At 71.5% G+C, this 25,898-nt stretch carries 19 protein-coding genes; 9 read left to right on the top strand and 10 right to left on the bottom strand.

Annotated features, from left to right (window positions below):
* Window positions 1–66 precede the first annotated feature (66 nt).
* Genes Nocox_RS35570 through Nocox_RS35550 form a run of 5 tightly spaced genes read left to right on the top strand, consistent with a single transcriptional unit; the run spans window position 67 to window position 3,952 of the window.
* Window positions 67–1,125 carry an ABC transporter ATP-binding protein gene (locus tag Nocox_RS35570; protein WP_020544066.1) on the top strand — a complete coding sequence of 353 codons (1,059 nt, stop codon included), beginning with the start codon at window positions 67–69 and terminating at the stop codon, window positions 1,123–1,125.
* Entirely contained in the window at window positions 1,118–1,798 is a 681-nt protein-coding gene (locus Nocox_RS35565; protein ID WP_020544065.1) for an ABC transporter permease, read from the top strand. Before Nocox_RS35570 ends, Nocox_RS35565 begins: the two co-directional genes overlap by 8 nt.
* Window positions 1,795–2,487 carry an ABC transporter permease gene (locus Nocox_RS35560; protein WP_020544064.1) on the top strand — a complete coding sequence of 231 codons (693 nt, stop codon included), beginning with the start codon at window positions 1,795–1,797 and terminating at the stop codon, window positions 2,485–2,487. The genes Nocox_RS35565 and Nocox_RS35560 overlap by 4 nt, the downstream gene beginning before the upstream one ends.
* Before the next feature lie 39 nt (window positions 2,488–2,526).
* Window positions 2,527–3,459 (top strand): ABC transporter substrate-binding protein, encoded by a 933-nt coding sequence (locus Nocox_RS35555; RefSeq protein WP_020544063.1) that lies wholly within the window; start codon window positions 2,527–2,529, stop codon window positions 3,457–3,459.
* Between the two features lie 16 nt (window positions 3,460–3,475).
* Entirely contained in the window at window positions 3,476–3,952 is a 477-nt protein-coding gene (locus Nocox_RS35550; RefSeq protein ID WP_020544062.1) for a flavin reductase family protein, read from the top strand.
* Between the two features lie 13 nt (window positions 3,953–3,965).
* Here Nocox_RS35550 and sppA read toward each other — a convergent pair whose 3' ends face one another.
* On the bottom strand, window positions 3,966–5,663 hold the full coding sequence (gene sppA, locus Nocox_RS35545; protein WP_020544061.1) for a signal peptide peptidase SppA: 1,698 nt from the start codon (window positions 5,661–5,663) through the stop codon (window positions 3,966–3,968).
* Window positions 5,664–5,766: 103 nt separating this feature from the next.
* On the opposite strand from sppA, the gene Nocox_RS35540 reads away from it, so the two are divergent.
* Window positions 5,767–6,363: a hypothetical protein gene (locus tag Nocox_RS35540; protein WP_157383139.1), complete on the top strand. Its 597-nt coding sequence runs from the start codon at window positions 5,767–5,769 to the stop codon at window positions 6,361–6,363.
* Here Nocox_RS35540 and Nocox_RS35535 read toward each other — a convergent pair.
* From Nocox_RS35535 to glgB, 3 genes are all read right to left on the bottom strand, one after another.
* Window positions 6,302–7,771, bottom strand: a complete 1,470-nt coding sequence (locus Nocox_RS35535) for a S8 family peptidase (RefSeq protein WP_020544060.1) — start codon at window positions 7,769–7,771, stop codon at window positions 6,302–6,304. The genes Nocox_RS35540 and Nocox_RS35535 overlap by 62 nt on opposite strands.
* Before the next feature lie 72 nt (window positions 7,772–7,843).
* Window positions 7,844–9,757 (bottom strand): S8 family peptidase, encoded by a 1,914-nt coding sequence (locus tag Nocox_RS35530; protein ID WP_157383138.1) that lies wholly within the window; start codon window positions 9,755–9,757, stop codon window positions 7,844–7,846.
* A gap of 86 nt (window positions 9,758–9,843) precedes the next feature.
* A complete protein-coding gene (gene glgB, locus Nocox_RS35525; RefSeq protein WP_020544058.1) occupies window positions 9,844–12,009 on the bottom strand; it encodes a 1,4-alpha-glucan branching protein GlgB in 2,166 nt (721 codons plus the stop codon).
* A gap of 287 nt (window positions 12,010–12,296) precedes the next feature.
* On the opposite strand from glgB, the gene Nocox_RS35520 reads away from it, so the two are divergent.
* Entirely contained in the window at window positions 12,297–12,929 is a 633-nt protein-coding gene (locus Nocox_RS35520; RefSeq protein WP_020544057.1) for a DUF4328 domain-containing protein, read from the top strand.
* A 4-nt stretch (window positions 12,930–12,933) separates the two neighbouring features.
* On the opposite strand, the gene Nocox_RS35515 is transcribed toward Nocox_RS35520, so the two are convergent.
* The 3 genes from Nocox_RS35515 to Nocox_RS35505 all read right to left on the bottom strand — a co-directional run bounded on the left by Nocox_RS35515 (window position 12,934) and on the right by Nocox_RS35505 (window position 18,107).
* Window positions 12,934–14,259, bottom strand: a complete 1,326-nt coding sequence (locus Nocox_RS35515; protein WP_020544056.1) for a maltokinase N-terminal cap-like domain-containing protein — start codon at window positions 14,257–14,259, stop codon at window positions 12,934–12,936.
* Window positions 14,260–14,262: 3 nt separating this feature from the next.
* Window positions 14,263–15,963, bottom strand: a complete 1,701-nt coding sequence (gene treS, locus Nocox_RS35510; RefSeq protein ID WP_020544055.1) for a maltose alpha-D-glucosyltransferase — start codon at window positions 15,961–15,963, stop codon at window positions 14,263–14,265.
* A gap of 71 nt (window positions 15,964–16,034) precedes the next feature.
* Window positions 16,035–18,107 carry an alpha-1,4-glucan--maltose-1-phosphate maltosyltransferase gene (locus tag Nocox_RS35505; protein ID WP_020544054.1) on the bottom strand — a complete coding sequence of 691 codons (2,073 nt, stop codon included), beginning with the start codon at window positions 18,105–18,107 and terminating at the stop codon, window positions 16,035–16,037.
* 243 nt (window positions 18,108–18,350) lie between these two features.
* Between Nocox_RS35505 and glgP the strand changes: the two genes are divergently transcribed.
* Window positions 18,351–20,933, top strand: a complete 2,583-nt coding sequence (glgP, locus tag Nocox_RS35500) for an alpha-glucan family phosphorylase (protein WP_026214508.1) — start codon at window positions 18,351–18,353, stop codon at window positions 20,931–20,933.
* Between the two features lie 20 nt (window positions 20,934–20,953).
* Window positions 20,954–21,850: a MurR/RpiR family transcriptional regulator gene (locus Nocox_RS35495; RefSeq protein ID WP_020544052.1), complete on the top strand. Its 897-nt coding sequence runs from the start codon at window positions 20,954–20,956 to the stop codon at window positions 21,848–21,850.
* Here Nocox_RS35495 and Nocox_RS35490 read toward each other — a convergent pair.
* From Nocox_RS35490 to Nocox_RS35480, 3 genes are all read right to left on the bottom strand, one after another.
* The gene (locus Nocox_RS35490; protein WP_020544051.1) at window positions 21,813–23,729 is read right to left on the bottom strand and encodes an N-acetylmuramoyl-L-alanine amidase; all 1,917 of its coding nucleotides are present in this window, start codon (window positions 23,727–23,729) and stop codon (window positions 21,813–21,815) included. The two genes, Nocox_RS35495 and Nocox_RS35490, sit on opposite strands and share 38 nt — an antisense overlap.
* A gap of 115 nt (window positions 23,730–23,844) precedes the next feature.
* Window positions 23,845–24,987: a helix-turn-helix domain-containing protein gene (locus Nocox_RS35485; RefSeq protein ID WP_026214507.1), complete on the bottom strand. Its 1,143-nt coding sequence runs from the start codon at window positions 24,985–24,987 to the stop codon at window positions 23,845–23,847.
* Complete coding sequence (locus tag Nocox_RS35480; protein WP_020544049.1) at window positions 24,980–25,750, bottom strand: hypothetical protein; 771 nt, start codon at window positions 25,748–25,750, stop codon at window positions 24,980–24,982. The genes Nocox_RS35485 and Nocox_RS35480 overlap by 8 nt, the downstream gene beginning before the upstream one ends.
* Window positions 25,751–25,898: the final 148 nt, after the last annotated feature.

Here is a 25,898-nt window from a genome sequence, read left to right as displayed (position 1 = left end):
GCACGAGAGATCATGCGGCGGTCGTGGCACGGGGGCCGCGGCCCTGCCACGAGCGAGAGGTCACGCGTGATCACATTCGACGCTGTCACCAAACGCTATCCGGACGGCACGGTGGCGGTCGACTCCCTCAGCCTGGAGGCGCCCACCGGGGAGATCACCGTGCTGGTCGGCCCTTCCGGGTGCGGGAAGACGACGTCCCTGCGGATGATCAATCGCATGATCGACGCCAGCGAGGGCCGCATCCTCCTCGACGGGACGCCGGTCCAGGGCATCGACCCGCCGACCCTGCGGCGCGGCATCGGCTACGTCATCCAGCAGGCCGGCCTGTTCCCCCACCGCAAGATCGTGGACAACATCGCCACCGTCCCCTACCTGCTCGGCTGGGACCGCAGGAAGGCCCGCTCCCGGGCCATGGAGCTGATGGAGCGCGTCGGGCTGGACCCGTCGCTGGCGGGGCGCTACCCGTTCCAGCTCTCCGGCGGGCAGCAGCAGCGCGTGGGCGTGGCGCGGGCGCTGGCCGCCGACCCGCCGGTGCTGCTCATGGACGAGCCGTTCAGCGCCGTGGACCCGATCGTGCGGACCAGCCTCCAGGAGGAGCTGCTGCGGCTGCAGTCGGAGCTGCGCAAGACCATCGTCTTCGTCACCCACGACATCGACGAGGCCGTCAAGCTCGGCGACCGGGTCGCCGTGCTGCGCGTGGGCGGGCGGCTGGCGCAGGTCGCCGACCCCAGGACGCTGCTGACGGAGCCGGCCGACGACTTCGTCCGCGAGTTCCTGGGGCACGACCGGGGCATCAGGCGGCTGCAGTTCGTCCCCACCGACGGGCTGCGGCTGCGTACGGACCTGACCGTGAAGGAGGGGGCCGGGCGCGGCGTCTCCGAGCCGTGGCTGCTGGTCGTGGACGGCGACGACCGGCCGCTCGGCTGGGCCTCCGGGGCGCGCCCCGGCGAGCTGGAGCGCTTCGGCACGTTCGTGCACGGCCGCGACTCGATGCGGGCGGCCCTCGACGCGGCGCTGCTGTCGCCGTCCGGCTGCGCGGTGGCCGTGGACGAGGGGGGCAGGGTCGTCGGGGTGGCCGCCAGGGAGTCCCTGGACCAGGCGCTCGCGGAGGCCGCCCATGTCTGACGGCCCTCCCTCCATCTGGGAGTGGATCGGCCGCAACTGGGACACCGGCCGGGCCGACAGCATTCTCAACCTGCTGACCGACCACCTCACGATGTCCGTGGTGCCGATCGTGCTCTCGCTGGTGCTGGCGCTGCCGCTGGGCCTCGCCTGCGCGCGCTGGCGCTGGCTCTACCAGCCCACGTCGGGCCTCATGAACGTGATCTACGCGCTCCCGTCGCTGCCGGTCTTCATGCTGCTGATCTCGGTGACCGGGCTGTCGCAGACCACGGTGATCATCCCGCTCACCTTCTACGGCATGGCCGTGCTCATCCCGGCCGTCGTGGACGGGCTCCGCTCGGTGCCCGACCACGTGCGGCAGTCGGCGGTCGCGATGGGCTTCACGCCGCTGCGCCGGCTGCTGCTGGTCGAGCTGCCGATCGCGGTGCCCGTGGTGCTGGCCGGGCTGCGGGTGGTCGCGGTCTCCAGCATCAGCCTGGTCAGCGTGGGGGCGCTGATCGGGCAGGGCGGGCTCGGCGGGCTGTTCACGCGGGCGTACCAGAACCCGTTCATGCCGCCGGTGATCGTGGGCATCGTGCTGATCGTGGCGCTGGCGCTGGTCGCCGACGCGCTGATCGTGCTGGCGCAGCGGCTGCTGACCCCCTGGGTACGCGCGCGGAAGGGGCAGGCGACGTGAGCTGGCTGACGAGCTTCTTCTCCTGGCTGGGCGAGTTCTTCGGCACGGCCGCCAACTGGTCGGGTCCTGGCGGCATCCCCGTGCGGCTGCTGGAGCACCTGGAGTTCTCGGCGCTGGCGCTGGCGCTGGCCGTGGTGATCGCGGTGCCGGCCGGGCTGCTCATCGGGCACACCGGGCGCGGCGAGGTGATCGTGGTCGTCTCGGCGAACCTGGCCAGGGCGCTGCCGACGCTGGGCCTGCTGGTGATGTTCGTGCTGCTGCTGGGCACGGCCTCGATCTGGCCGGTGATCATCCCGCTGGTGCTGCTGTCGGTGCCGCCGATCCTGGTCAACACGTACGAGGGCATCAGGGGGGCCGATCCCGAGCTGCGCGACGCGGCGTACGGGATGGGGCTGCGCGGCGGCCAGGTGCTGACGCGGGCCCTGGTGCCGGTGGCACTGCCGCTGATCCTGCTCGGCTGCCGGCTCTCGGCGATCCAGGTCGTGGCGACGACCACGGTGGCGGCCTACACGGGGCTGGGCGGGCTCGGGCGTTACGTGATCGACGGGTTCGCGACCAAGGATTACGCGAGCGTCGTCGGGGGTTCCGTATTGATTGTGCTGTTCGCACTTGTTGTGCAGATCTTGTTCGCGCTCGCGCAGAGGGTGGCGGTCTCTCCGGGGGTGAGCCGGCGACAGAGAATCCGATAGTCTCCTGTATTACCGCCCGCTTTAGAAGGGAATAGCAAGATGAGACGCACGTACGGCATCGCGGGGGTGCTGCTCTCGGCGGTGCTCGCGCTGTCCGCCTGTGGCGGCGGGTCCGGCAACGCGGGCAACCCGCTCGAACCCAGCGCGGCGCCCAGCGGCTCGGCCTCGGGCGGGGCCGCCGACGCGGGCAAGGCCGTCATCGGCTCCTTCGACTTCGACGAGAGCGTGCTGCTCGCCTCGATCTACGCCCAGGCGCTGGAGTCCAAGGGCGTGCAGGTAGAGGAGAAGCCGCGTATCGGCAGCCGCGAGGCGGTCTACGACCAGGTCAAGAGCGGCGGCCTGACCATCGTCCCCGAGTACAACGGCAACCTGCTCGCCTTCATCGACCTCAAGGCCACGGCCGCCTCGACCGACGAGGTCAACGCGGCGCTGAAGGAGAAGCTGCCCACCGAACTGGAGGTCCTCGACTCCTCCCCGGCCGAGGACAAGGACAGCCTGTCGGTCACCAAGGACACCCAGGCCAAGCAGTCCCTGACCACGATGGAGGACCTCGCCAAGGTCTCCAAGACCTTCACCGTGGGAGGGCCGCCGGAGTTCAAGAAGCGCTGGGAGGCCCGGTTCAAGGAGGTCTACGGCATCGAGTTCAAGGAGTGGAAGCCGACCGGCCCCACCACCGCCGACGCACTCAAGGACGGCACGATCCAGGTCGGCAACGTCTTCACCACCGACCCCAAGATGACGGCCAACAACCTGGTGCCCCTTCAGGACACCAAGAACGTCTTCCCCGCCCAGAACGTGACGCCGCTGCTGTTCAAGGCGGGCGCGAGCGACACGATCCGGACCACGCTCAACTCCGTCTCGGCCAAGCTGACGACCGACTCGCTGCTCCAGATGATGCAGCAGATCTCCGTCAACAAGGACGAGCCCGCCACGGTCGCCAAGGAATGGCTGACCACCAACGGCCTGGCCTGATCGGCGTGCGCGCGCGGTGAGCGAGTTCACGGAGGCGATGGCGCAGCTCGCCGGCGGGGTCGCCGTCGTGACCGTGCGCGACGGGCGCGACGACCTCGGCACCACCGTGTCGGGGCTGCTGTCGGTGTCCCTGGAGCCTCCGCTCGTGCTGGTCAGCCTGGCCGGCGGCGGCTACCTGCACGAGGTCATGCTCCGGCGGGACCGCTGGGCCGCCTCCCTGCTGTCGGCGGGGCAGGCGGCCGTCGCCAGCCGCTTCGCCACCCCGGGCAGGCCCAGCGCCCGCCTGCTGGTGGCGGGGCTGCCGCACCATCGGGGGGCGCACACGGAGGCGCTGGTGGTGGAGGGCGGGGTGGCCGCGCTGGAGGCCGAGACCACGCAGGTGGTCCCGGCCGGCGACCACACGCTCTTCATCGCCGCCGTGCTGGGCGTGACCTACGTCGACGCGACGCTTCAGCCGCTGGTCCGCCTGCGGGGCCGCTACCGCCCGGTGTAGCGGCCCGCGCCGGTCAGCGGATCGTGTACCACTCGGGCAGGATCAGCGGGCCGGCGGCGGGCAGGCCCAGCTCGGCCGACAGACGGGCCAGCGGCCCCCAGGCGTCGAGGCGGATCCTGGCCAGGGCGGCGGACTTGTCCTCGCTGGAGTCCGGGCCGCGCAGCCGCTCCAGCGGGTTGAGCCGCGGATACGTCCGCACCGGCGCGTCCTCGCCCAGCCCGGCCCGCTTCCTGGCCATCGCCAGGGCGTCCTCCAGGCCGCCGAGCTCGTCCACCAGGCCGTTGGCCCGCGCGTCCGCGCCGGTCCAGACCCGGCCGCGGGCCAGCTCGTGCGTACGCTCGCGGCTGAGGTCCCGGCTCCTCGCCACCTTGCTCACGAAGTCGTCGTAGATGCGGTCGAGCCAGGCGTTGATCCGGTCCCACTGCTCGGGGGAGAAGGCGCGCGAGGTGGAGAACATGCCGGCGTTGGCCCCCTCGGCCACCATCTCCGTGCTGATCCCCATCCGCTGGAGGAGGTCGGCGAAGACCGGCTTGCCGCCGTACACGCCGATCGACCCCGTCAGCGTCCCAGGCTGGGCCACGATCACGTCGGCGGCCATCGCCACGAAGTAGCCGCCGGAGGCCGCCAGGTCGCCCATAGAGACGATGACCGGCTTGACCTTCCGCGTCAGCGACACCTCGCGCCAGACCGTGTCGGAGGCCACGTACGAGCCGCCGGGGCTGTCCACCCGGAACACCACGGCCTTGACGTGCTCGTCGCGGCGGGCCGCGCGCAGCGCGGCGCTGATCGTGTCGGAGCCCATGGCCCCGCCGCCGCCGAGCGGGCTGCGGCCGCTGCGGCCCGTCTTGATCATGCCGATGCCGTGGACGAGCGCGATCCCGTCGGCCCCGGGGTGCGGCAGCTTCCTGACGGTGGCCGCCCGCGCGTAGCGGGAGACGTACAGCAGGTTGGCCTCCGCGCCCGCCGCCCGCTTGAGCTCGTCGTACACCTCGTCCCGGTACGCCAGCCCGTCCACCAGCCCGGCCTCGTGCGCCTCGGAGGCCGTGAACGGGCCCCGGTCGATCAGCTCGCGCACCTTGCCCGGGTCCAGCCGCCGCCCCTCCGCGATCCCGCCGATCACGGTCTCGGTGATCGACTCCACGATCCGGCCGATCGACTCGCGGTGCGGCTCGGTCATGTGGTCCTGGGTGAAGGTGTTGGCGGCGGTCTTGTACTCGTGCCGCTGGCCGAGCTCGTAGCCGACGCCCAGCTTGGTCAGCGCGCCCTTGAGGAAGCGCTGCTCCACCGCGACGCCGGTGAGCCCGACGTCCCCGCTCGGCTGCAGGTAGACCCGCTCGAAGGCGCTCGCCAGGTAGTAGGGCACGGTGCCGCCCGCGAACTCGCCGAACGTCTCGGCGAACGCGACGGTCAGCTTCCCGCTGGCCCGGAAGTGGAGAACCGCCTGGCGCAGCTCCTGCACCATGGCGAGCCCCAGCGGCTGCCCGCCGATCCTGACGACCAGCCCCTTCACCCGGGAGTCCCGCCGCGCCCGCCGCAGCCCGCCGATGACGTCCGCGAGGCGCGTCTTGCGCATGGACAACACGGCGGCCAGCGGATCCGTCGGCGGCCCTTCCGTGACGCCCTCGGTGAGATCGAGCTCCAGGATCAGCGGGCCGGTGCGCCGCTGGCGAAGCTTGTCGACGGTTTCGAAGATCGCCTTGCCTGCGTCCATACAACTCACCCTAAGCGACACATTTCCGTTCGTGTCCGGGCACTTCGTACGCCTTCTCGGATGAATGTAGAACTGTGCAGAACCGCGACGAGCCCCCGCCTCCATGGCCGACTTCGGCGGGTGGGTGCTGCGGACCGTGCTCAACAGGCAGATGCCGCTGTTCCGCGAGGCCCGGTACCTCCTGGCCGAGGAGACCGGCATCCGCTCCCGGTCGCGCTTCCTGTCGCAGGTGGTGGGGCCGCACTTCGAGAGTCTGTGCCGCGAGTGGGCGACGCTGGCCGGACCCGAGGTCTTCGGCGACCTGCCGGGAGCGGTGGCCGCCGGCACCGTGGCAGACCCGCACAACCGCACCCGGGTCGAGGTGGACGTCGCGGTCCTCGCTCCTGAGGAGCACGGCCGGCCGCGCCGGGTGCTGTCGCTCGGGGAGGTCAAGTGGGACAAGGTGCTGACCCTGGGACACGCGGACCGGCTGAGGAGGGCGCGCGACCTGCTGGCGGTCAAGGGGGTACGACACCCGGGACACCGTGCTGGCCTGCTACGGCGGCGCCGGTTTCCAGCGGGACATGCCCGGCGACGTACGGCTGATCGGCCTGTCGGAGCTCTACGGATGAGGGACGGGGCGAACCCTGCCCCCAGTGTCAGGCGGCGGAGCGGGTGGCGGTGGCGGTGGCCTGTTCGGCGTCGACGCGGGCCGTGGTGACCGTGGTGCGGCCCGCCGGGTACCGCAGGCCGCGGCCCGTGGTCTTCAGGCGTTCCAGGGTCTGCGCGACCGAGAAGCCGGGATATGCCTGCCTCATCAGCGCGAACACGCCGGCGACGTGCGGCGCGGCCATGGAGGTGCCGCTCTTCTCCTCGTACGTCCCCCCGGGCACCGACGAGCGGATCGCCACCCCCGGCGCGAACAGGTCCACGAGCGGGCCCCGGTTCGTGAACGGGGTCAGCTCGTCCCGGGCGTCGCTGGCCCCCACCGCGACGGCCGTGGAGATGCAGGCCGGGGCGGCGACGCCGGCCGAGCCGTCGTTGCCGGCGGCCACCACCGCGGCCACCCCGAGCCCCGCCAGCACGTCGAACTCGGGCTTGAGCGCCGACGCGGCCGGGTCGGCGTCGCAGGCGCGCGTGAACGGCCCGCCGCCGCCGAGGCTCATGTTGACGGCGGCGACGTTGTGGCTCTTCGCCACCCGTGCCACGTACTCCAGGGCCAGCTTCTGGTCGGAGGCGTAGCTGAGGAAGCAGGGCGCCCGGCCGCCGAGGGCGGTGCAGACCAGCGGATTGTCCAGCCGGCTGAAGACCTGGACGGCGAGGATGCCCGCCCCTGGGGCCACCCCGTCGGAGGGGGCGCCGGCGGCCAGGCGGCCGGCCGCGATCCCGGCCACGTGGGAGCCGTGGGAGCAGGCGTTGACGCTGTTCACGACGCACTGGGCCGTCTTCGCGTCGGCCGCCCCCGCGCCGGTCTGGCTCGGCCGGCGGTTCGGGCAGAGCGAGACCGTGCCGTTGCCGGGGTCGGCGGAGGAGAAGCAGGCCTCGCCGACGACACGGCCGGCGAGGAAGGGGTGGTCGCGGTCGATCCCCGTGTCGAGGACGGCGACGGTCGCGCCGCGGCCGGTCCAGCCGGCGGCGTTGGCCCGGTTCGAGCCGATCACGTCGGTGCTGACGTCGAGGCCGGGCGGCAGCGCGGACGCGTTGAGCGGGGTCGCGGCGCTCAGCTCGTCCTTGTAGACGGCCTGGACGCGGTGGTCCTTCCGCAGCTCGGCGAGCGTGCGCTGGTCGACCTCGGCCACGAAGAAGTTGGGGGAGCCGTTCGCCTTGAGCACCCGGCCGCCCTCGGACGCCTCCTCGATGTCGTTGGCGACGGCCCGCACGTTCTCGCCCGGCTTGAGCTGGATGATGGAGCGGACCCGGGTCTTCGCCTGGATCTCCTTCACCAGCGCGTCGCTGATGACGGGGCCGAGGGCCTCCTTGGAACGGGTTCTCACCGCTCCGGAGCCGTCCGGCGGGACGGGCGGCCCCGAGGGGCCGCGGGCGTCGGCGCGCAGGGCGGGCGCCGGGCAGAGCGCCGCCGACGTGGTGACCAGCACGGCGGCGCAGGCGAGCAGGGACCGTAGCCTCACGGGTTCCTCCGGGGATCGGCGTTCAGCCGGGTCCCTCCCCGCCTGCGTCTGCTGTGATGTGAGTGGCGGCTGCTATTTGACGGTCTTCAGGACGTTCTTTGTCGCCTTCTTCAGCGCGGACGCCGATGGTTCGCTGACCATCCGCACCTTCTCGGCGGCGGTGAGGGCCGTGGTGCCGTTCGTGCCGTGTGCCCAGTTCAGCCAGGCGGTCAGCAGGGCGCTGTCCAGCTTGGCCTTGCTGGTCGTGCCGTTCTTCAGCACCCGGTACGCCTTGCCCAGCGACGAGGCCTTCGTCAGCTCGGGGAACACCTTGCTCGACTTCGCGATCAGCTTCAGGTAGCAGGTGAGCGTGGCGTCGGGCAGCTTGCCGCTGCTGCGGTGGATCTCGACGGCCCACTTCTTGGCCGACAGCTTCGCGGCCGCCGTGCCGCGCGTGCAGACCGCGGCCGTGGCGGCCGGGGAGGGCGTCACGGTCACGGTGACCGTCACGGTGGGCAGCGGCACCGGGGAGGTCGTCGGCTGCGGGTCCGGCGACTCCGTCGGGTCGGTGGGCGTGTCCGTGGGCTCGTCGCCGGGGTCGTCGGGGACCGGGCCGGTCCCGCCGGACGGGTCGGGATCGGGCGCGACGGGCGACTGCGTGATCGTCGGCTGCGGCGTCGCCCCGGCCAGGGCCGCCGCGAGGTCCAGGCGCGGCGTGGTGACCTGCGTGCCGTTCGAGTCGTACGTGTACGGCCGCCCGGTCCTCTTCAGCGTGTCCACCAGCTCGCCGATCGGCGTCTGCGGCGCGGCCTGCTTCATCAGTGCGAGCGCGCCCGCCACGTGCGGCGTCGCCATCGAGGTGCCGCTGTAGACGATGGTCTGGTTGTCCGGCACCGCCGACTCGACGTCCACGCCCGGCGCGAACAGGTCCAGCAGCGCCCCCCGGTTGGAGAAGTCGGCGATGGCGTCGGCGTTGTCGCTCGCGCCGACCGCGACCGCCGAGGAGACGCACGCCGGGTACGACGCCCCGTCGAAGAACTCGTTGCCCGCGGCCACCACGGTCGCGACGCCCTTGGCCAGCAGCGCGTCGATCTTCGGCTTGAAGATCGCGCCCTCCTCGCTGGCGTCGCAGTCGGTCTCCGACAGCGCGCCGCCGAGGCTCAGGTTGACCGCGGCCACCGGCTGGTCCAGCCCGGCCACGTAGTCCATCGCGAGGCGCAGCGACGACTCGAACGCGAGCACGCACGACGCCTCGCCGCACACCCCTTCGTCGTTGACCCGGCTGAACACCTGCACGGCGACGATGTTCGCGCCCGGCGCGACGCCGCCGGTGCCGGCCGCGATGCCCGCGACGTGGCTGCCGTGGTCGCACAGGTTCGTGCCGCCGGCGAGGCACTTGGCGGTCATGGCGTCGGCCGCGCCCTCGCCGATCTGCTCGCTCTGCCCGTTGGGGCATAACGACTCGACGCCGGCCTCCACGGCGGAGAAGCACGCCTCGGCCACGATCCGGCCGCTGAACCACGGGTGGTCGCGGTCGATGCCGGTGTCCAGCACGGCCACCGCCTGGCCGGTCCCCGTGAGGCCCTTGGCGTGCGCCTGGTCGGCGCCGATGAGCTTGAGGTTGGGGCCCACGTCGGCCGGCGTGTACGTACGGTCCCGGTGGATCGAGGCGACCCGCGGGTCGGCGGCCAGCGCGGCCAGTTCCTCGGCGGTGCCCTGCACGACCATGAACGGCTGGTTCTGGGGCCGCAGCACCACGTCCACGCTCTGGGCCGCCGCCTGGCTCGCCACGGGCTCGTTCTGCGCCGGGTCGGTCAGCTCGACGATGGCCCGTTCGGCGCCGCCGTCGGCGCCGAGGCCGTCCTCGACCTTCTCCTCGGGGGTGGAAGGGGCAGTGGCGGCGGGGGAGGGGCCGGGCGTCGGGGTGGGGTCGTCCGCGTAGGCCGGGCCCGATAACGGGATCAGCGCCAGAACGGCCGAACAGACCATCAGGTGGCGAAGTCGCACGCGTCTTCCTCCGAAGGGGATGATCTCGGAGTTTAGGGCGATTCCGCGGACAGGCCCAGCCCCTCGGTCCGGTTCTCACCGAACTTTCAGCCGCTCGCGGACGGCCCTTCGTGCGTGAACCACACCGCGCCGAGCGGCGGCACCCGCAGCGTCGTCGAGTACGGCAGCCCGTGACTCGGCTCCTCGGCCGCCTCGATCCCGCCCATGTTGCCGACGCCGCTGCCCCAGTAGTCGTAGGCGTCGGTGTTGAGCACCTCGCGCCACTGCCCCGGGTACGGCAGCCCCAGCCGGTAGCCGTCGTGCGGGGCGCCGCTGAAGTTGACCACGCACGCCACCGCCGCGCCGTTCCTGGCGAAGCGGACGAAGGAGAAGGTGTTGCCCGGCGCGTCGTCGGCGTCGAGCCAGCGGAAACCGTCGGGGGTGGCGTCCTGCTCCCACAGCGCCGGGGTCTCCCTGTAGACCCGGTTGAGCTCGCGGACCAGCCGCTGCACGCCCTGGTGCCCGTCGAACTCCAGCACCCACCAGTCGAGCCCGCGCTCCTCCGACCACTCCGAGCCCTGGCCGAACTCGCCGCCCATGAACAGCAGCTGCTTGCCCGGGTGCGCCCACATGAACGCCAGCAGCGCCCGCAGCTGCGCGAAGCGCTGCCATTCGTCGCCGGGCATCTTGCCGAGCAGCGAGCCCTTGCCGTGCACCACCTCGTCGTGCGAGAGCGGCAGCACGTAGTTCTCCGAGTAGGCGTAGAGCAGCGAGAACGTCATCTGGTGATGGTGGTACTGGCGGAAGATCGGCTCGTGGCGCAGGTATTCGAGCGTGTCGTGCATCCAGCCCATGTTCCACTTGAAGCCGAAGCCGAGCCCGCCCAGGTGCACCGGCCGCGACACTCCCGGCCAGGCCGTGGACTCCTCTGCCACGGTCGAGATGCCGGGCGCCTCCCGGTAGCTGACCGCGTTCATCTCCTTGAGGAACTCGACCGCGTCGAGGTTCTCCCTGCCGCCGTAGACGTTCGGCGTCCACTCGCCCTCGCGCCGCGAGTAGTCGAGGTAGAGCATCGAGGCCACGGCGTCCACGCGCAGGCCGTCGATGTGGAACTCCTTCAGCCAGAACAGCGCGTTCGCGACCAGGAAGTTGCGCACCTCGCGGCGGCCGTAGTCGAAGACGTAGGTGCCCCAGTCGGGGTGCTCGCCGCGCGCCGGGTCGGCGTGCTCGTAGAGCGGGGTGCCGTCGAAGCGGGCCAGCGCCCACTCGTCCATGGGGAAGTGCGCGGGCACCCAGTCGAGGATCACGCCGATGCCGCGCTGGTGCATGCGGTCCACGAAGTGGCGGAACTCGTCGGGGGTGCCGAAGCGCGCCGTCGGCGCGTAGTAGGAGGTCACCTGGTAGCCCCACGACCCGCCGAACGGGTGCTCGGCCACCGGCAGCAGCTCCACGTGGGTGAAGCCCATGTCGGCCGCGTACGCCGACAGCTCCTCGGCCAGCTCCACGTACGAGAGGCCGGGTCGCCACGACCCCAGGTGCACCTCGTAGATGCTCATCGGCCGGGCCAGCGCGTACGTGTCGCGCCGTTCGACGAGCCAGGCGTCGTCCTGCCAGCTGTAGTCGGACTTGTCCACCACGGAGGCCGTCATCGGCGGCACCTCGGTGCGCCGCGCCATGGGGTCGGCCTTCTCCCGCCAGGTGCCGTCCGCGCCCAGGACCTGGTACTTGTACCGCTCGCCGGCCCCGAGGCCGGGGACGAACAGCTCCCACACGCCCGAGCGGCCGAGGGAGCGCATGGGGTAGGCGGTGCCGTCCCAGTGGTTGAAGTCGCCGATGACGCGGATGCCGCGCGCGTTGGGGGCCCAGACGGAGAACGCCACGCCTTCGACGTCCTCGTGCTCGATCACGCGCGCGCCCAGCGCCTCCCACAGCCGCTCGTGCCGTCCCTCGCCGATCAGGTGCAGGTCCACCTCGCCGAGGGTGGGCCAGTGCCGGTAGGGGTCGCGCACGGTGAACGGCTCGCCGCCCGCGTACTTCACCCGCAGGGCGTAGCCGGGCACCTTGTCCAGCCCGGGCACCAGCACCTCGAACACCCCGTGGGCCTGGTGTTTCATGTCATGGGATGTACCGTCGTCGTCCAGCACCACCGTGACCCGCTCGGCCAGCGGGCGCAGCGCGCGGAAGACCACCCCGCCGGTCGTGGGGTGCGCTCCGAGCACGGAGTGCGGATCGTGGTGCGCCCCACCCGCGAGGCGGTCGAGCTCGTTCCTCATCGGCATGCTCCCAACACTGCCTTATGACGACCGTCCATCCCAGGCTCTGCCCGCTCCCCCGACACAATCACAGAAAGTGCAAAATCCCGGGTACATCACAAGAGGGTGCCGGGATGGGATAACCCATCCTTTACCGCTATCTGGCTCGACATACTGGTGCGCTGCTCGTCAACCCAGCCAGAAAGGTTGCAGCAATGTACCCGCCCCCCGCTTCCCCCACACATCCGTCATATCCTCCGCCTCCTCCCGTCTTACGCCCGGTCCGCGGACCGGCCGTCCTCGCGGTCGTGGCACTGGTCGCGGACTCGCTGGTCGGCGTCGTCGCGGCGGGCATCGACCTCTGGTACGCCGCCTTCGTGGACCGGATCATCGCCGACGTGACCTCCGTGACCGACGAGGAGATCGACACCGCGGACCTCGTCTACGGCCTCTCCGGCATCGTGGAGACCGTCGCCTACCTCGCCGCGGTCGTCGGGTTCCTGGTCTGGCTGTTCCGGGTGCGGGCCAACGCCGAGATCCTCGCCCCGGACGGGCACCGGCGCTCCCGGCCCTGGCTGATCCTCGGCTGGATCGTCCCGATCGTCTCGCTCTGGTTCCCCAAGCAGATCGTGGACGACATCTGGGACGCCTCCGTCCGCTCGTGGACCCCGCGCAAGGGCCTCCTCCACGCCTGGTGGGCGGCCTGGCTCATCGGCGCCTGGGTGTCGAACGTCGCCGCGCGCGTGCTGTTCAACGCCGAGGAGGCCGAGGCCCTCGCCGCGGCGGCCCGCTTCGACGTGGTGAGCATCGCGCTGATGCTGGTGGCCGCCGTGCTCGCGATCCTCGTGGTGCTGCGGATCAGCGGCGAGCAGGAGAAGCGGCGGACGGAGACGACCCCCGTCCTCCACCCGGGCGCGCCCGCGCCCACCGGCTGGGCGTGACCGCTCAGCGGGGCCGGAAGGCGGCCAGGGGGATGGGGAGCCAGGTCGGGCGGTTCCTGGCCTCGTAGCCGACCTCGTACACCGCCTTGGACAGCTCGAACGCCCGCAGCAGCGCCGCGTCCGCCCGGCCGATCACGCCGCCTCCCTCGGCGTAGCCCTCCAGGAAGGCGGCCCGGTTGCGGTCGGCCCACGCCTGCGCCCGCTCCTCCAGGTCGGCCGCCTCGGCGCGGCCGGCCAGCAGGTGGCGGGCCGCGTAGTCGAACGAGCGCAACATCCCCGCCACGTCCCGCAGCGGCGACGACAGCGCCCGCCGCTCGGCCAGCGGCTGCCCCGGCTCGCCCTCGAAGTCGAGGACGACCCAGTCCAGCGGCGTGCGCATGACCTGGCCCAGGTGGTAGTCGCCGTGAACCCGCTGCACGGGCACCGCGTCGGTGAGCAGCTCCACCTCGTGGTAGGCGTCCTCAAGCGCGCTCACGTGCGGGCGCAGCTCGGGCACCTCGGCCACGGCCCGGCCGAGCCGGCGGCGGAAGGACTCGGCCATGCGCTTGATCTCGTGCGTCTCGATCACGGCGGTCGGGAAGGCCGCCGCCAGCTCCTCGTGCACGCGGGCGGTGGCGACGCCGAGCCGCCGCGCCTCGCCCGCGAAGTCGCCGCCCGCCTCGGCGGCGGTGATCTCCGGCGCGCTGGCGTAGAGGTCGCGGACGCTGGTCAGCGCGAGGTCCCAGCCGTCGTTGGCGTTCGACAGGAACTCCTGCATGAACGCCAGCGTGGTCCCGGTGCCGTCGAGGTCGGCCTCGATCCACCCGTACGGCCGCGCGATGTGCGGCGCCTTCCTGGCCGCGAGGGCCGTGACGATCTCCAGCTCCGGGTTCACACCGGGGATGAGGCGGCGGAAGATCTTGCAGATGTAGGCGTCGCCGTAGACGAGCGAGGTGTTGGACTGCTCGGCCCCGAGCACCATGCTGCGCGGCGAGGTGTCGATCTCGGCCCCCTCGACGTGCCGCATGCGCAGGCCGCTGCGGCCCTCGTCGCGCGCCATGCCGTCGAGCAGCCACGAGGTGCGTTCGGGGTCGTGTGCGGCGTCGTAGAGGCAGACGCCGTCGATCGTGCCGATGAGGGCGTGGGCGAGCCGGTCGGGCAGGTCGTCGCGCTCGCCGAGCAGGAGCTGGTAGCGGTCGCGGGAGCCGTCCTGCCACACGGCGACGATCAGGTGCCGGAGTCCGGGCGCCAGCACGACGTCCGCGTCGATCGACAGCTCGTCGATCGGGCGCCCCTTGCCGCCGAACCAACGTTGGCGGCTGATCCATGCGGCAAGGAGCTCATTCAGCACGTCCTACTCCTCCTGGATGACGGCCGGCGGGAGTGTGAACCAGTAGAACCCATGCCCAGGAAGCGTCAAAAGATACGGTAGTTCGCCAATTGCCGGAAATGGCACGCCTCCCATGGTTTCCACGGGGGAGACGCCGACGAACCTGCGCAGGTCGAGCTCGACCGGCTGCGGGAAGCGTGACAGGTTGTTCACGCAGAGCATCCGGTCGTCGCCCAGCTCCCTGACGAAGGCCAGGACGCTGGGGTTGGAGGAGTTGAGCTCGGCGTACTCGCCCAGGCCGAAGACCGGGTGCCGCTTGCGGATCTCGATCATGCGTCTGGTCCAGTGCAGCAGCGAGCCGGCGTTCTTCTGCTGGGCCTCGACGTTGATGGCCTGGTAGCCGTAGATCGGGTCCATGATCACGGGCAGGTAGAGCCGCCCGGGATCGCAGTCGGAGAAGCCGGCGTTGCGGTCGGGGTCCCACTGCATCGGGGTGCGCACGCCGTCGCGGTCGCCGAGCCAGATGTTGTCGCCCATGCCGATCTCGTCGCCGTAGTAGAGCACGGGGGAGCCGGGCAGTGACAGCAGCAGTGCGGTGAACAGCTCGATCTGGTTGCGGTCGTTCTCCAGCAGCGGCGCGAGGCGGCGGCGGATGCCGACGTTGGCCCGCATGCGGGGGTCCTTGGCGTACTCGGAGTACATGTAGTCGCGTTCCTCGTCCGTGACCATCTCGAGCGTCAGCTCGTCGTGGTTGCGGAGGAAGATGCCCCACTGGCAGTGCTCGGGGATCTTCGGCGTCTGGGCCAGGATCTCCGAGATGGGGTAGCGGCTCTCCCTGCGTACGGCCATGAAGATGCGCGGCATCAGCGGGAAGTGGAAGGCCATGTGGCACTCGTCGCCGCCGCCCACCGGGTCGCCGAAGTACTCGACCACGTCCGACGGCCACTGGTTGGCCTCGGCCAGCAGGACCCGGTCGGGGTAGAGCCGGTCCACCTCGGTCCTGATCCGCTTGAGGTATTCGTGCGTCCGCGGCAGGTTCTCGCAGTTGGTGCCCTCCTCCTCGAACAGGTAGGGCACCGCGTCCAGCCGGAAGCCGTCGATGCCGAGGTCCAGCCAGAAGCGCAGCACCTCCAGCATCGCGTCCTGCACGTCCGGGTTCTCGTAGTTGAGGTCCGGCTGGTGGTGGAAGAAGCGGTGCCAGTAGTACTGGCCGCGGACCGGGTCGTAGGTCCAGTTGGAGGTCTCGGTGTCGATGAAGATGATCCGGGCGTCCTGGTACGTCTCGTCGGTGTCGGACCACACGTAGAAGTCGCCGAACGGCCCCTCGGGGTCGTGCCGGGACGCCTGGAACCAGGGATGGGCGTCGCTGGTGTGGTTCATGACGAGGTCGGCGATGACGCGCATGCCGCGCCGGTGCGCCTCCTCGACGAGTTTCACGAAGTCGCCCAGATCCCCGAACTCGGGGAGGATCTTCATGAAGTCGGCGATGTCATAGCCGCCGTCACGCAGCGGCGACTCGTACAGCGGGAGCAGCCACAGACAGTCGACGCCCAGCCACTGGAGGTAGTCGAGCTTGCTGATCAGTCCCTTGATGTCGCCGGTGCCGTCGCCGTTGGAGTCGGCGAAGCCCCGGATGAGGACCTCGTAGAAGACGGCGCGCTTGTACCAGTAGGGATCGCGCGGCTTTTCCTCGTCGAAGGTGTTGGGAATGGGTGTGGAGCTCATGAGCGCCCTCGCCGGGGGCTCATGAGGGAGGCGCTGACACACACGTTGAAGACTCCCCGCTGAATTCAGTTCTACCGTGGCGCGGCTCGTACGGTGAGAATGTGGGCAGGCTGGATGTGAGGGTCGAGGCGCACGTAGTTGCTCTGACGCCAGCGGTAGGACTCGCCGGAGAGTTCGTCGTCCACGACGAACTCGGCGTTCCAGTCGAGCCCGAGCGCGGGCAGGTCAAGATCAACGGTTGCCTCATGGGTGTGGTGCGGATCCAGGTTGACGACCGCGATGACGACGTCGCCCAGCCCGTGCCGTCTGGTGGCCGGGTCATGGCCGCCCGGCAGACGCTTCGAGAAGCAGACGATGTCCGGCTGGTCGACCCGGTGAAATCGTAGGTTACGCAATTCCTGCAGCGCCGGATGCGCTCTTCGAAACAAATTCAGATGAGTGATGAAGGGGGCCAGGCTGAGCCCTTCGCGTTCGGCGGTCATCCAATCGCGGGGCTTGTACTGATATTTCTCGCTGTCGAGATATTCTTCACTTCCTGGACGGACCGGGACATTTTCCCCGAGTTCATATCCGGAATACACGCCCCACGTCGGCGAGGCGAGCGCGGCCAGCACCGCCCGGATCTTGAACGCCGGCATCCCGCCGTGCTGCAGGTACTCGTGCAGGATGTCCGGCGTGTTGACGAACAGGTTGGGCCGCAGGTAGGCCGAGGTCTCCCTGGCCAGCTCCGACAGGTAGCTCTCCACGTCGTACTTGGAGTTCTTCCAGGTGTAGTACGTGTACGACTGGTGGAAGCCGACCTTGGCCAGCGCCCGCATCATGGCCGGCCGGGTGAACGCCTCCGACAGGAACAGCACGTCCGGGTCGGTGGTGTGGATGTCGGCCAGCAGCCGCTCCCAGAAGTTCACCGGCTTGGTGTGCGGGTTGTCCACCCGGAAGATGCGCACCCCGTGGTCCATCCAGTGCCGCACCACCCGGCGGACCTCGGCGTAGATGCCCTCCGGGTCCCGGTCGAAGTTGAGCGGGTAGATGTCCTGGTATTTCTTCGGCGGGTTCTCGGCGTAGGCGATCGAGCCGTCGGCCCTGATCGTGAACCACTCGGGGTGCTCCTTGACCCACGGGTGGTCCGGCGAGCACTGGAGCGCGAGGTCGATCGCGACCTCCATGCCCAGCTCGCGGGCGCGCGCCACGAACTCGTCGAAGTCGTCGATCGTGCCGAGGTCGGGGTGGATCGCGTCGTGGCCGCCGTCCTCGGAGCCGATCGCCCACGGCGAGCCGGGATCGTCGGGCTCGGGGCTCAGCGTGTTGTTGCGGCCCTTGCGGAAGGTCGTGCCGATGGGGTGGACCGGCGGCAGGTAGACGACGTCGAAGCCCATCTTGGCGATCGCGGGCAGCCGCTTGGCGGCGGTCTGGAAGGTGCCGGACCGCGACGTCCCGCCGGTGCCGACGACCGCGCCCTCGGAGCGGGGGAAGAACTCGTACCAGGAGCCGTAGAGCGCCCGGCGCCGGTCCACCCGGACCTTGAACGACTTCGACCTGGTCACCAGCTCGCGGAACGGATGGGCCTCCAGCAGCGCGGCGGTGTCGGGGAGCTGGGCTATCGACAGCCGGGCCCGCGGGTCGAGGTTGTCGTCACGCAGCGTGGCCGCGACCGACAGCAGCGCCGCCCGGTGCCCGCACGAGGGCTCGCCGTTGCCGCCGGTCCTGGCGGGAGCCCCGGGCGTGACGGGCGCCGAGGGGCACTCGGCCGGGCGCACGGCCTTGGCCGCCCGCTCGAACAGCCGGGCCCCCTCCTCGCACATGAGATCGACGTCCATGCCACGCGGGATCTTGATCTCGGCGTCGTGCAGCCACGTGCTGATCGGGTCGCTCCACGCCTCCACGCGGTAGAGCCAGTCGCCCTCGGCGGGCAGGCAGACCTCGGCGGCCCAGCGGTCGGTGCCGGGAGCGAGCTCGCGCATCGGTCTCAACCGGCCACGCTGCCCATCGGGCGCGGTGAACACCACGCCCGCGGCCACGGCGTCATGGCCCTCTCGGAAGACGGTCGCCGAGACCTCGAAGGTCTCACCGGCGACCGCCTTGGCGGGCCGTTGCCCGCAGTCGACGACGGGGGAGATGTCCGTGATGGGAATTCGTCCGATCATCGCAATCAAGGGTTTGCGACGGCACACTCGGTGCCGCCGGAGGTTTTCCGTGGCAGGAACGATCCTCGCACGTTATTTCTGGACAGCAGCGGATAGACCTCCCGCAGAAGTTCGCGGGAGAGCTCAACATTAGGGAAAGTTGCCCCAATGCGCCCTCTTCATGCTTGTCTCCGCGAGTGGTTTGAAGGGCGCTCATGGGGGTGAAGGAACGAGAGGTCCCTCCTAGCCCGTAGGGTGCACAACGTGAGAGCTATCCGTCGGTTTACCGTCCGCACCGTCCTGCCCACGGAGCTGGCCGCCCTCGGCGAGCTCGTCCACAATCTCCGCTGGTCCTGGCACCCGGAGACGCTGGACCTCTTCGCCGAGGTCGACGCCGGTCTCTGGGAGCAGGTCGGGCACGATCCCGTGGCCCTGCTGGGGGCCGTCACGCCCGCCCGGCTCGCCGAGCTGGCCGCCGACCGCCGCTTCCTGCGGCGGCTCGCCGACGCCGCCGACGACCTGCGCGAGTACATGACCTCGCCGCGCTGGTACCAGACGCTGCCCGACGGCGCCCGGGCCGTCGCCTACTTCTCGCCCGAGTTCGGCATCGCCGCCGCCCTGCCGCAGTACTCCGGCGGGCTCGGCATCCTGGCCGGCGACCACCTGAAGGCGGCCAGCGACCTCGGCGTGCCGATCCTCGCCGTCGGCCTCCTCTACCGGCACGGCTACTTCACGCAGTCGCTGTCGCCCGAGGGCTGGCAGCTTGAGCACTACCCCTCCCTCGATCCCGGCGGCCTGCCGCTGTCCCTGCTGAAGGAGGCCGACGGCACCCCGGTCAAGATCCGCCTGGGGCTGCCCGACGAGCGCGTGCTGCACGCCCAGGTCTGGGTGGCGCAGGTCGGCCGGGTGCCGCTGCTGCTGCTCGACTCCGACGTCGCCGACAACGACAATGCCGCCCGCGACATCACCGACCGCCTCTACGGCGGCGGCACCGACCACCGGCTCATGCAGGAGCTGCTGCTCGGCGTCGGCGGCGTACGCGCGATCCGGGCCTACTGCCGGGTCACCGGGCATCCCGAGCCCGAGGTCTTCCACACCAACGAGGGCCACGCCGGCTTCCTCGGCCTGGAGCGCATCCGCGAGCTGACCGAGGCCAGGCTCACCTTCGACGAGGCGCTGGAGGCCGTACGCGCCGGCACCGTGTTCACCACGCACACGCCGGTGCCCGCGGGCATCGACCGCTTCCCCGTCGAGCTGATCGAGCGGCACTTCGGCGGCTCGGCCTCCTGGCCGACCGTGCCCGTCGAGCGCATCCTCGCGCTGGGCGCCGAGGCCGACCCCGGGCGGTTCAACATGGCCGTCATGGGCATGCGCCTGGCCCAGCGGGTCAACGGCGTCTCGCAGCTGCACGGCGAGGTCAGCCGCGAGATGTTCAAGGATCTTTGGCCGGGTTTCGACCTCGACGAGGTGCCGATCGGCTCCATCACCAACGGCGTGCACGCCCCCACGTGGGTGGGCCGCGAGTTCATGGAGCTGGCCGGCCGCGAGCTGCCCACGCTGCTGGAGCGCGCCCGCGGCTGGGAGGGCATCCAGAAGCTCTCCGACGCCGACCTGTGGGAGATCCGCGGCGTGCTGCGCCGCCGCCTGGTCGAGGGCGCCCGGGCGCGTCTTCGCAGGTCGTGGCGCGAGCGCGGGGCCTCCGACGCCGAGCTGGGGTGGATCGACGACGCGCTCGACCCCGACGTGCTGACCATCGGCTTCGCCCGGCGGGTGCCGTCGTACAAGCGGCTCACGCTCATGCTGCGCGACCAGCGGCGGCTCACCGAGCTGCTGCTCGACCTGGACAAGCCGGTGCAGATCGTCATCGCCGGCAAGGCGCACCCCGCCGACGAGGGCGGCAAGAAGCTCATCCAGCAGATCGTCAAGTTCGCCGACCAGGCCGACGTCCGGCACCGGATCGTGTTCCTGCCCGACTACGACATGGAGCTCGGCCGGCTCATGACGCAGGGCTGCGACGTGTGGCTCAACAACCCGCTGCGCCCCCTGGAGGCGTCCGGCACCTCGGGCATGAAGTCCGCGCTCAACGGCGGGCTCAACCTGTCGATCCGCGACGGCTGGTGGGACGAGTGGTACGACGGCACCAACGGCTGGGCCATCCCCACCGCCGACGGCGTCACCGACCCCGAGCGGCGCGACGAGCTGGAGGCCGCCGCCCTCTACGACCTCATCGAGCACGAGGTGTCCGACCGCTTCTACGACCGGGCCTTCGACGGGCTGCCCCGCCGCTGGCTGGAGATGGTCAAGCACACCCTCGCCTCGCTCGGGCCCAAGGTCCTGGCCGGGCGCATGCTGCGCGACTACGTCGTGGGCCTCTACACCCCGGCCGCGAAGTCCGCGCGGGCGCTGTCGGCCGACGCCTACGCGCCGGCCAAGGCGTTCGCCGCCTGGCGGGTCCGGGTCACCCGGGCCTGGCCCGGGGTGCGGGTGGAGCACGTGGAGGCGTCCGGCGTCGGCGACGCCCCCGAGGTGGGGGCCGCGATCGAGGTGAACGCCACCGTCGCGCTCGGCGACCTGGAGCCTGACGACGTGCTGGTGCAGGCCGCGTACGGGAAGGTCGGGCCGCACGACGAGCTGGTCCACCCGTCGTACGGGAAGATGACCTGCCAGTCGGTGGACGACGACGGCCGCGCCCACTACACGGGCGTCGTGCCGCTCGACCGCACCGGCGCTTTCGGGTACACCGTCCGGGTCGTCCCGGATCATCCGCTCGTCGCGACGACGGCCGAGCTCGGCCTCATCGCGGTCCCCGAGGAACCCGCAGGCATGACGAACGGCACATTGCGTTAAAGCCCAGGCATAATCGGGGGGTGGACGACAGCGCCAACGGCCTGCGGGCCGACACTCTGGTGGCCACGGTCCGCGGTGTGCTGCCGTCCCTGACGCCGGCCGCCCAGACCGTGGCCCGCCTCATCCTGGAGGACCCCGCGACGGTGGCGCGGAGCACCATCACCGAGCTCTCCGCCGCCTCGGGCACCAGCGAGGCCACGATCGTGCGGACCGCGCGGCTGCTGGGATTCGCCGGCTACCCGCAGCTCAGGCTGGCGCTGGCGGCCGCGGCCGCGCAGCCCGACCGGCTCGTGCCCGGCGACCTCGCCCCCGACGACCCGCTGTCGGCGGTGATCCAGAAGGTCGCGCGGGCCGAGTCCGAGGCGATCAACGACACCGTCGCCCAGCTCACCAGCGAGCGGCTGGGCCTGGTCGTGGACGCCATCGCCGGTGCCCGCAGGATCGACGCCTACGGCGTCAGCGCCTCCGGCCTCGTCGCCGGCGACGTCGCCCAGAAGCTGCTGCGCATCGGCCTGTCCAGCCACGCCTTCCAGGACGCCCACCTCGCGCTGACCAGCGCCGTGCTGCTGCGGCCCGGCGACGTGGCGATCGGCATCAGCACCTCCGGCGAGACCCCCGACGTGATCGAGCCGCTGACGCGGGCCAAGGAGGCGGGCGCCACCACCGTGGCGATCACCAACAACCCGCGCTCGTCGATCGCGGAGCTGGCCGAGCACGTGCTCATCTCGGCCGGGCGCGAGACGGAGTTCCGTCCCGGCGCCCTGGCCAGCAGGATCAGCCAGCTCCTCGTCGTCGACTGCCTGTTCGTCGCGGTGGCGCAGCGCACCTACGACTCGTCGCAGGAGGCGCTGGCCAGCACGCGCAGGGCCGTCAGCGAGTTCACCCGGAGAACGACACCTGCACGTCGTCAGCCTTGACGAACATCACCCGGTGACCGAACTGGATCTGCAGATACTTGGTCTTCCCCCGCACCACCTTGTGGTCCTCCAGGTCGAAGGTGACCGCCCGGTAGTACTCGGTGGCCGCAGGGCCGGCGAGGGTGTACTTCTCGCCCGCCGAGAACGTGTACTGCAGCGGCGTCACCGCCTGGTAGGGGATGTCCGCCGGGTACGCCTCCTGCTCCGGGTACGCCCGCCCGTACACCGGGACCGTGGCCTTGCCCGGCTTCGGCGTCACCACGAGGCCCGCTGAAGGCACGGCGGTCGGCGCGGCGGCCGGGTTGTGGAACCACGCCTTCTGGCCGAGATACCAGATGGCCGTCCAGTCGCCCTGGCGCTCGGCGACCGCGAAGCGCTGGCCGGTGCTGGCGCGGGCGCTGTGGTCGTAGACGCTGTAGAGCGACTCGCCCGTGGGGTGCTTGCCGATGTCCTTGACCAGCGGGGCGTCGGCGCGCGGCTCGGTGCGCAGCCACACCGTGTGGGCGGGCAGCGGCGGGCAGGCGGCCTCCGGGTTCTTGCGGTCGCAGCCGTAGAAGTAGGGCTTGTTCGTGGCGAAGTCGGGCTTGATCATGACGCTGCCCGAGTGCGGCCCGCCGAACTGGTGCAGCGGCGCGCCCATGAGCTGGAAGTAGTGCGCCCAGTCCCAGAACGGGCCCGTGTCCTCGTGCATGCCGCGCACGGTCGTCGGCAGCGTGCCGGGGACGTTGTCGTGGCCCAGGATGTGCGCGCGGTCGAGCGGCACGCCGTGCCGCAGCGCCAGGTAGCGGACCAGGCGGGCGGACGAGCGGTACATCGCCTCGGTGAACCAGGTGCTGCCCTCGGCCAGGAAGCCCTCATGCTCGATGCCGATGGACTTGGCGTTGATGTACCAGTTGCCGGCCTGCCAGCCGACGTCCTTGGTCTTGATGTGCTGGGCGATGTGGCCGTCGGCGGCGCGGACGGAGTAGTGCCAGCTCGCCCCGTACGCGGGGTCCTGGTTCAGCCGGATGGACGGCAGGAAGTAGCCCTCCATGTCGTGGATGATGATGTAGTCCACCTTCTGGCTGAACGGGCGGTTCGCCAGGTCGTAGTGGCCGTAGTCGTCCGGCGGCAGCTCCTGGTAGGCCGCCGGGATCCACTCGCAGGAGATCGAGGCCGGGCACTCGACGCCGTCGGGGCGGACCGGGGGCCGCAGGCCCAGCTTCTCCAGCCACTTCTCGACCGTGCGCAGGCCGGGCACGGCGGGCAGCCGGACCTGCTCGCCGTCGTCGGTGGTGCGCTCGGCGCCCTCCGCGATCACCGAGAAGACCTCATCGGCGAAGAACTTGGCGGCCCCGGCCTCCTCGGCGCCGGAGTACTTGGCGACGGCGCCGTACCACTCGCCGGGGTCGTCGCTCAGCGGCGCGCCGAGGGACTTCTGGTAGTCGGCCAGCAGGGCCGCGCCGCCGCGGATGTTGGCGGCGTCGTCGGCGCGCAGGCGCTCATGGCTCTCGCCGGTGAGCTCCGCGGCGCGTTCCATGGTGCGCAGCCGGGCCGGGATCTCCGCGGGCGCGGGCCGCTCGTCGGGCGCGGGCAGCGGCCGGGCGTCGTCGCCGCGGGCGTCCTCCTCGCCCGCGTCGTGGTGGTTGGAGCCGGTGTACGCGGCGGCGTCCGTGAGGTGCATGGGGCCGAAGCCGGCGTCGCTGGAGGGCCTGCCCGCGTGGGCGTCCCACCGCGACTCGAGGTAGGAGACGCCGAGCAGCACGCTCTCGGGCACCTGGTATTCGGCGGCGGCGGCGGCGAAGGCACGCTGCCGGTCGGCCGGGTCCTGGGCCTGGGCGGACTGGACGTTGGTCAAGGGCAGCAGGACGGCCACGCCGAGCGCCAGAAGTCTGCGCATGAACACTCCTCGGGGGCTGGGGGTGCGGTGCGCGTTCAGCGTCTCAACGATTTCCTTCGTAGGCGAGATCTTTGCGAAGACATTTTTCACTCATGGGGGCGCGTCCCCGGCGGACCTAGAGGACGAGCTTCAGCGAAGGCCGCTGGTCCGGCAGGCCGATGAGCTCGCGGACGCGGCCGATCGGCCAGGCCAGCTCCTGGGCCAGCGCCGCCGCCGTGAGCCCCGCCTCCCTGGTCGCCAGGTCGAAGGCGTGCGCCAGCAGGACCGGCTGCTCGCCCGGATAGCCGGAGACCGGCTCGTTGGTGAAGCCCGGCTGGTCGCGCAGCGCGGCCAGCCGCTGGTAGGCGCGGCCGGCGGCGGAGTCGGAGATCAGGCCCGTCTCCCGGCACCGGTAGAGCAGCGAGTCGACCGACACCCCCCACGTGCGGCGCAGCTCGGCGAGCCGCCGCAGGTCGGCGCGGAGCGGCAGGTGCGGCAGGATGCTCTCGCGCGGCGTCAGGAACTCGGCGGCGAACGCGTCGGCCTCGCGCTCCTGGTGGGCGTCGCCCGCGGCGGTGTCGCCGTGCAGCACGAGATGGCCCAGCTCGTGGGCGGCGGTGAAGCGGTGCCGGTAGATGTCGTCGAACCGGTTGGGGGTCAGCACGACGATCGGCCGGGGCAGGCTGGAGGTGGAGAAGGCGTCGACGGTGACCGCGTCGGGATCGTGCCGGGGGAAGGCCACCACGATGCCGTGGGCCTCCATGCGGCGGACGAGGTGGCTCACCGGGCCGGTGCCGAGCCCCCAGTGCTCGCGCAGCGCCCGCGCCGCGCCCGCCGGGTCGCGCGGCAGGTCGGAGTGCATCTCGCCGCCCGCGAAACCCGGCAGATCGACGGCCGGGAGCTGGATGCGCCGCTCCAGCGCGTAGGTCAGCTCCCACACCTGCTCGACGAAGGCCACGGCCTTGGCCCGCTGGTAGGCCCGCGTCGAGCGCAGGCTGCGGAAGTGGGCCATCGAGCCGTCGAGCTTGCCGTGCGGCCGGCCGGACAGGAAGAACGCCGCCGGCACGCCCAGCACCTCGGCGAGGCGCGGGACGAGGTCGGGGCGGGGGCGGGTGACGCCGGACTCGTACTGGCCGACCGCGGCGGGGGAGACGCCGAGGTGCTCGGCCACCTCCTTCTTCGTCAGCGCGGCCAGCTGACGGGCCTGGGTGAGACGGGTCGGGTCGAAAGCGTCGGCGACGGCCTGCGGAGTGGGCGCGCCCGGTCGGGGACTACTCACCGCTCGCGGCTTCTGCCCTGGTGATCGGCGTGACCGGGGCGGGCTCGCCGGCGGACGGCGGCACGAGCCGCGCCGCGCCGGTGCGCGGATTGAGCGCGGGCGCCGGCACCGCGCCCTGGTCGAACGCGGCCGCGGGCAGCGGCGTGAGCCCCGCCGCGCCGGCCGCGGGCAGCGGGATCGCCTCGCAGTGGTGCCAGCGCAGGCTGCCGGCGCGGTCGAGCAGCTCGGCCTCGCCCCACCAGGCGTCCAGCAGCCCGGCGTGGGCGTTGCAGGCGTAGGCGATCAGCACGAGACCCGTCTCAGGGGGCAGCTCGGCCAGCGCCTCCGCCTCCGGCGCCGCCTGCGGAGCCACGTCGTGCAGCGTGAGCTGCCGCATGACCGGCTCCGGGCCGAACCGCTGGAACAGCGCCCGCACCAGCGCCGACGGCCGCCCCTCGCCGATGCGCGCGCTCATCACGCTCACCGAGCGGTCACGCGCGTAGCGGAACGGGAACAGCAGCTTGCCGCCGAGCACCACCAGCTCGTGCGGCGACCCGGCGGGCTTCACCACCCGCACGTCGCCCATGTCCTCGAACGTCTCGGCCAGCGCCTCGAACTTCCTGGACATCAGCGTGAACCCGAACGGGTGCGTGTGGTCGGTCCGCGCCGCCGCCTGGGCGTCGCGGGCGTTGTCGAGCGCGACGGAGAGCGCGTCGGCCACGCCCTGCCGGATCAGCGGGGCACGCTGCCCGAACGTCTCCAGGGCCCATCGCGACACCAGCACGCGCACCTCCGCACCGCTTCGGCCGGCGGCGCCCGCATACCGGGGCCGCTTCACTTTCCGACATCATAGACCCGCTGGGGCTTCACCGGGCCGCCGCGAGGGGCCGCGCGTGTCGCCCGCGTCGTCCCCCGCCGGAAACTGTCGGTGG

The sequence above is a fragment of the Nonomuraea coxensis DSM 45129 genome, assembly GCF_019397265.1.
GTDB classification, from domain to species: domain Bacteria; phylum Actinomycetota; class Actinomycetes; order Streptosporangiales; family Streptosporangiaceae; genus Nonomuraea; species Nonomuraea coxensis.
The sequence above is the reverse complement of the archived record's forward strand: the minus strand, read 5'-3'. Positions and strand labels throughout refer to the sequence as shown.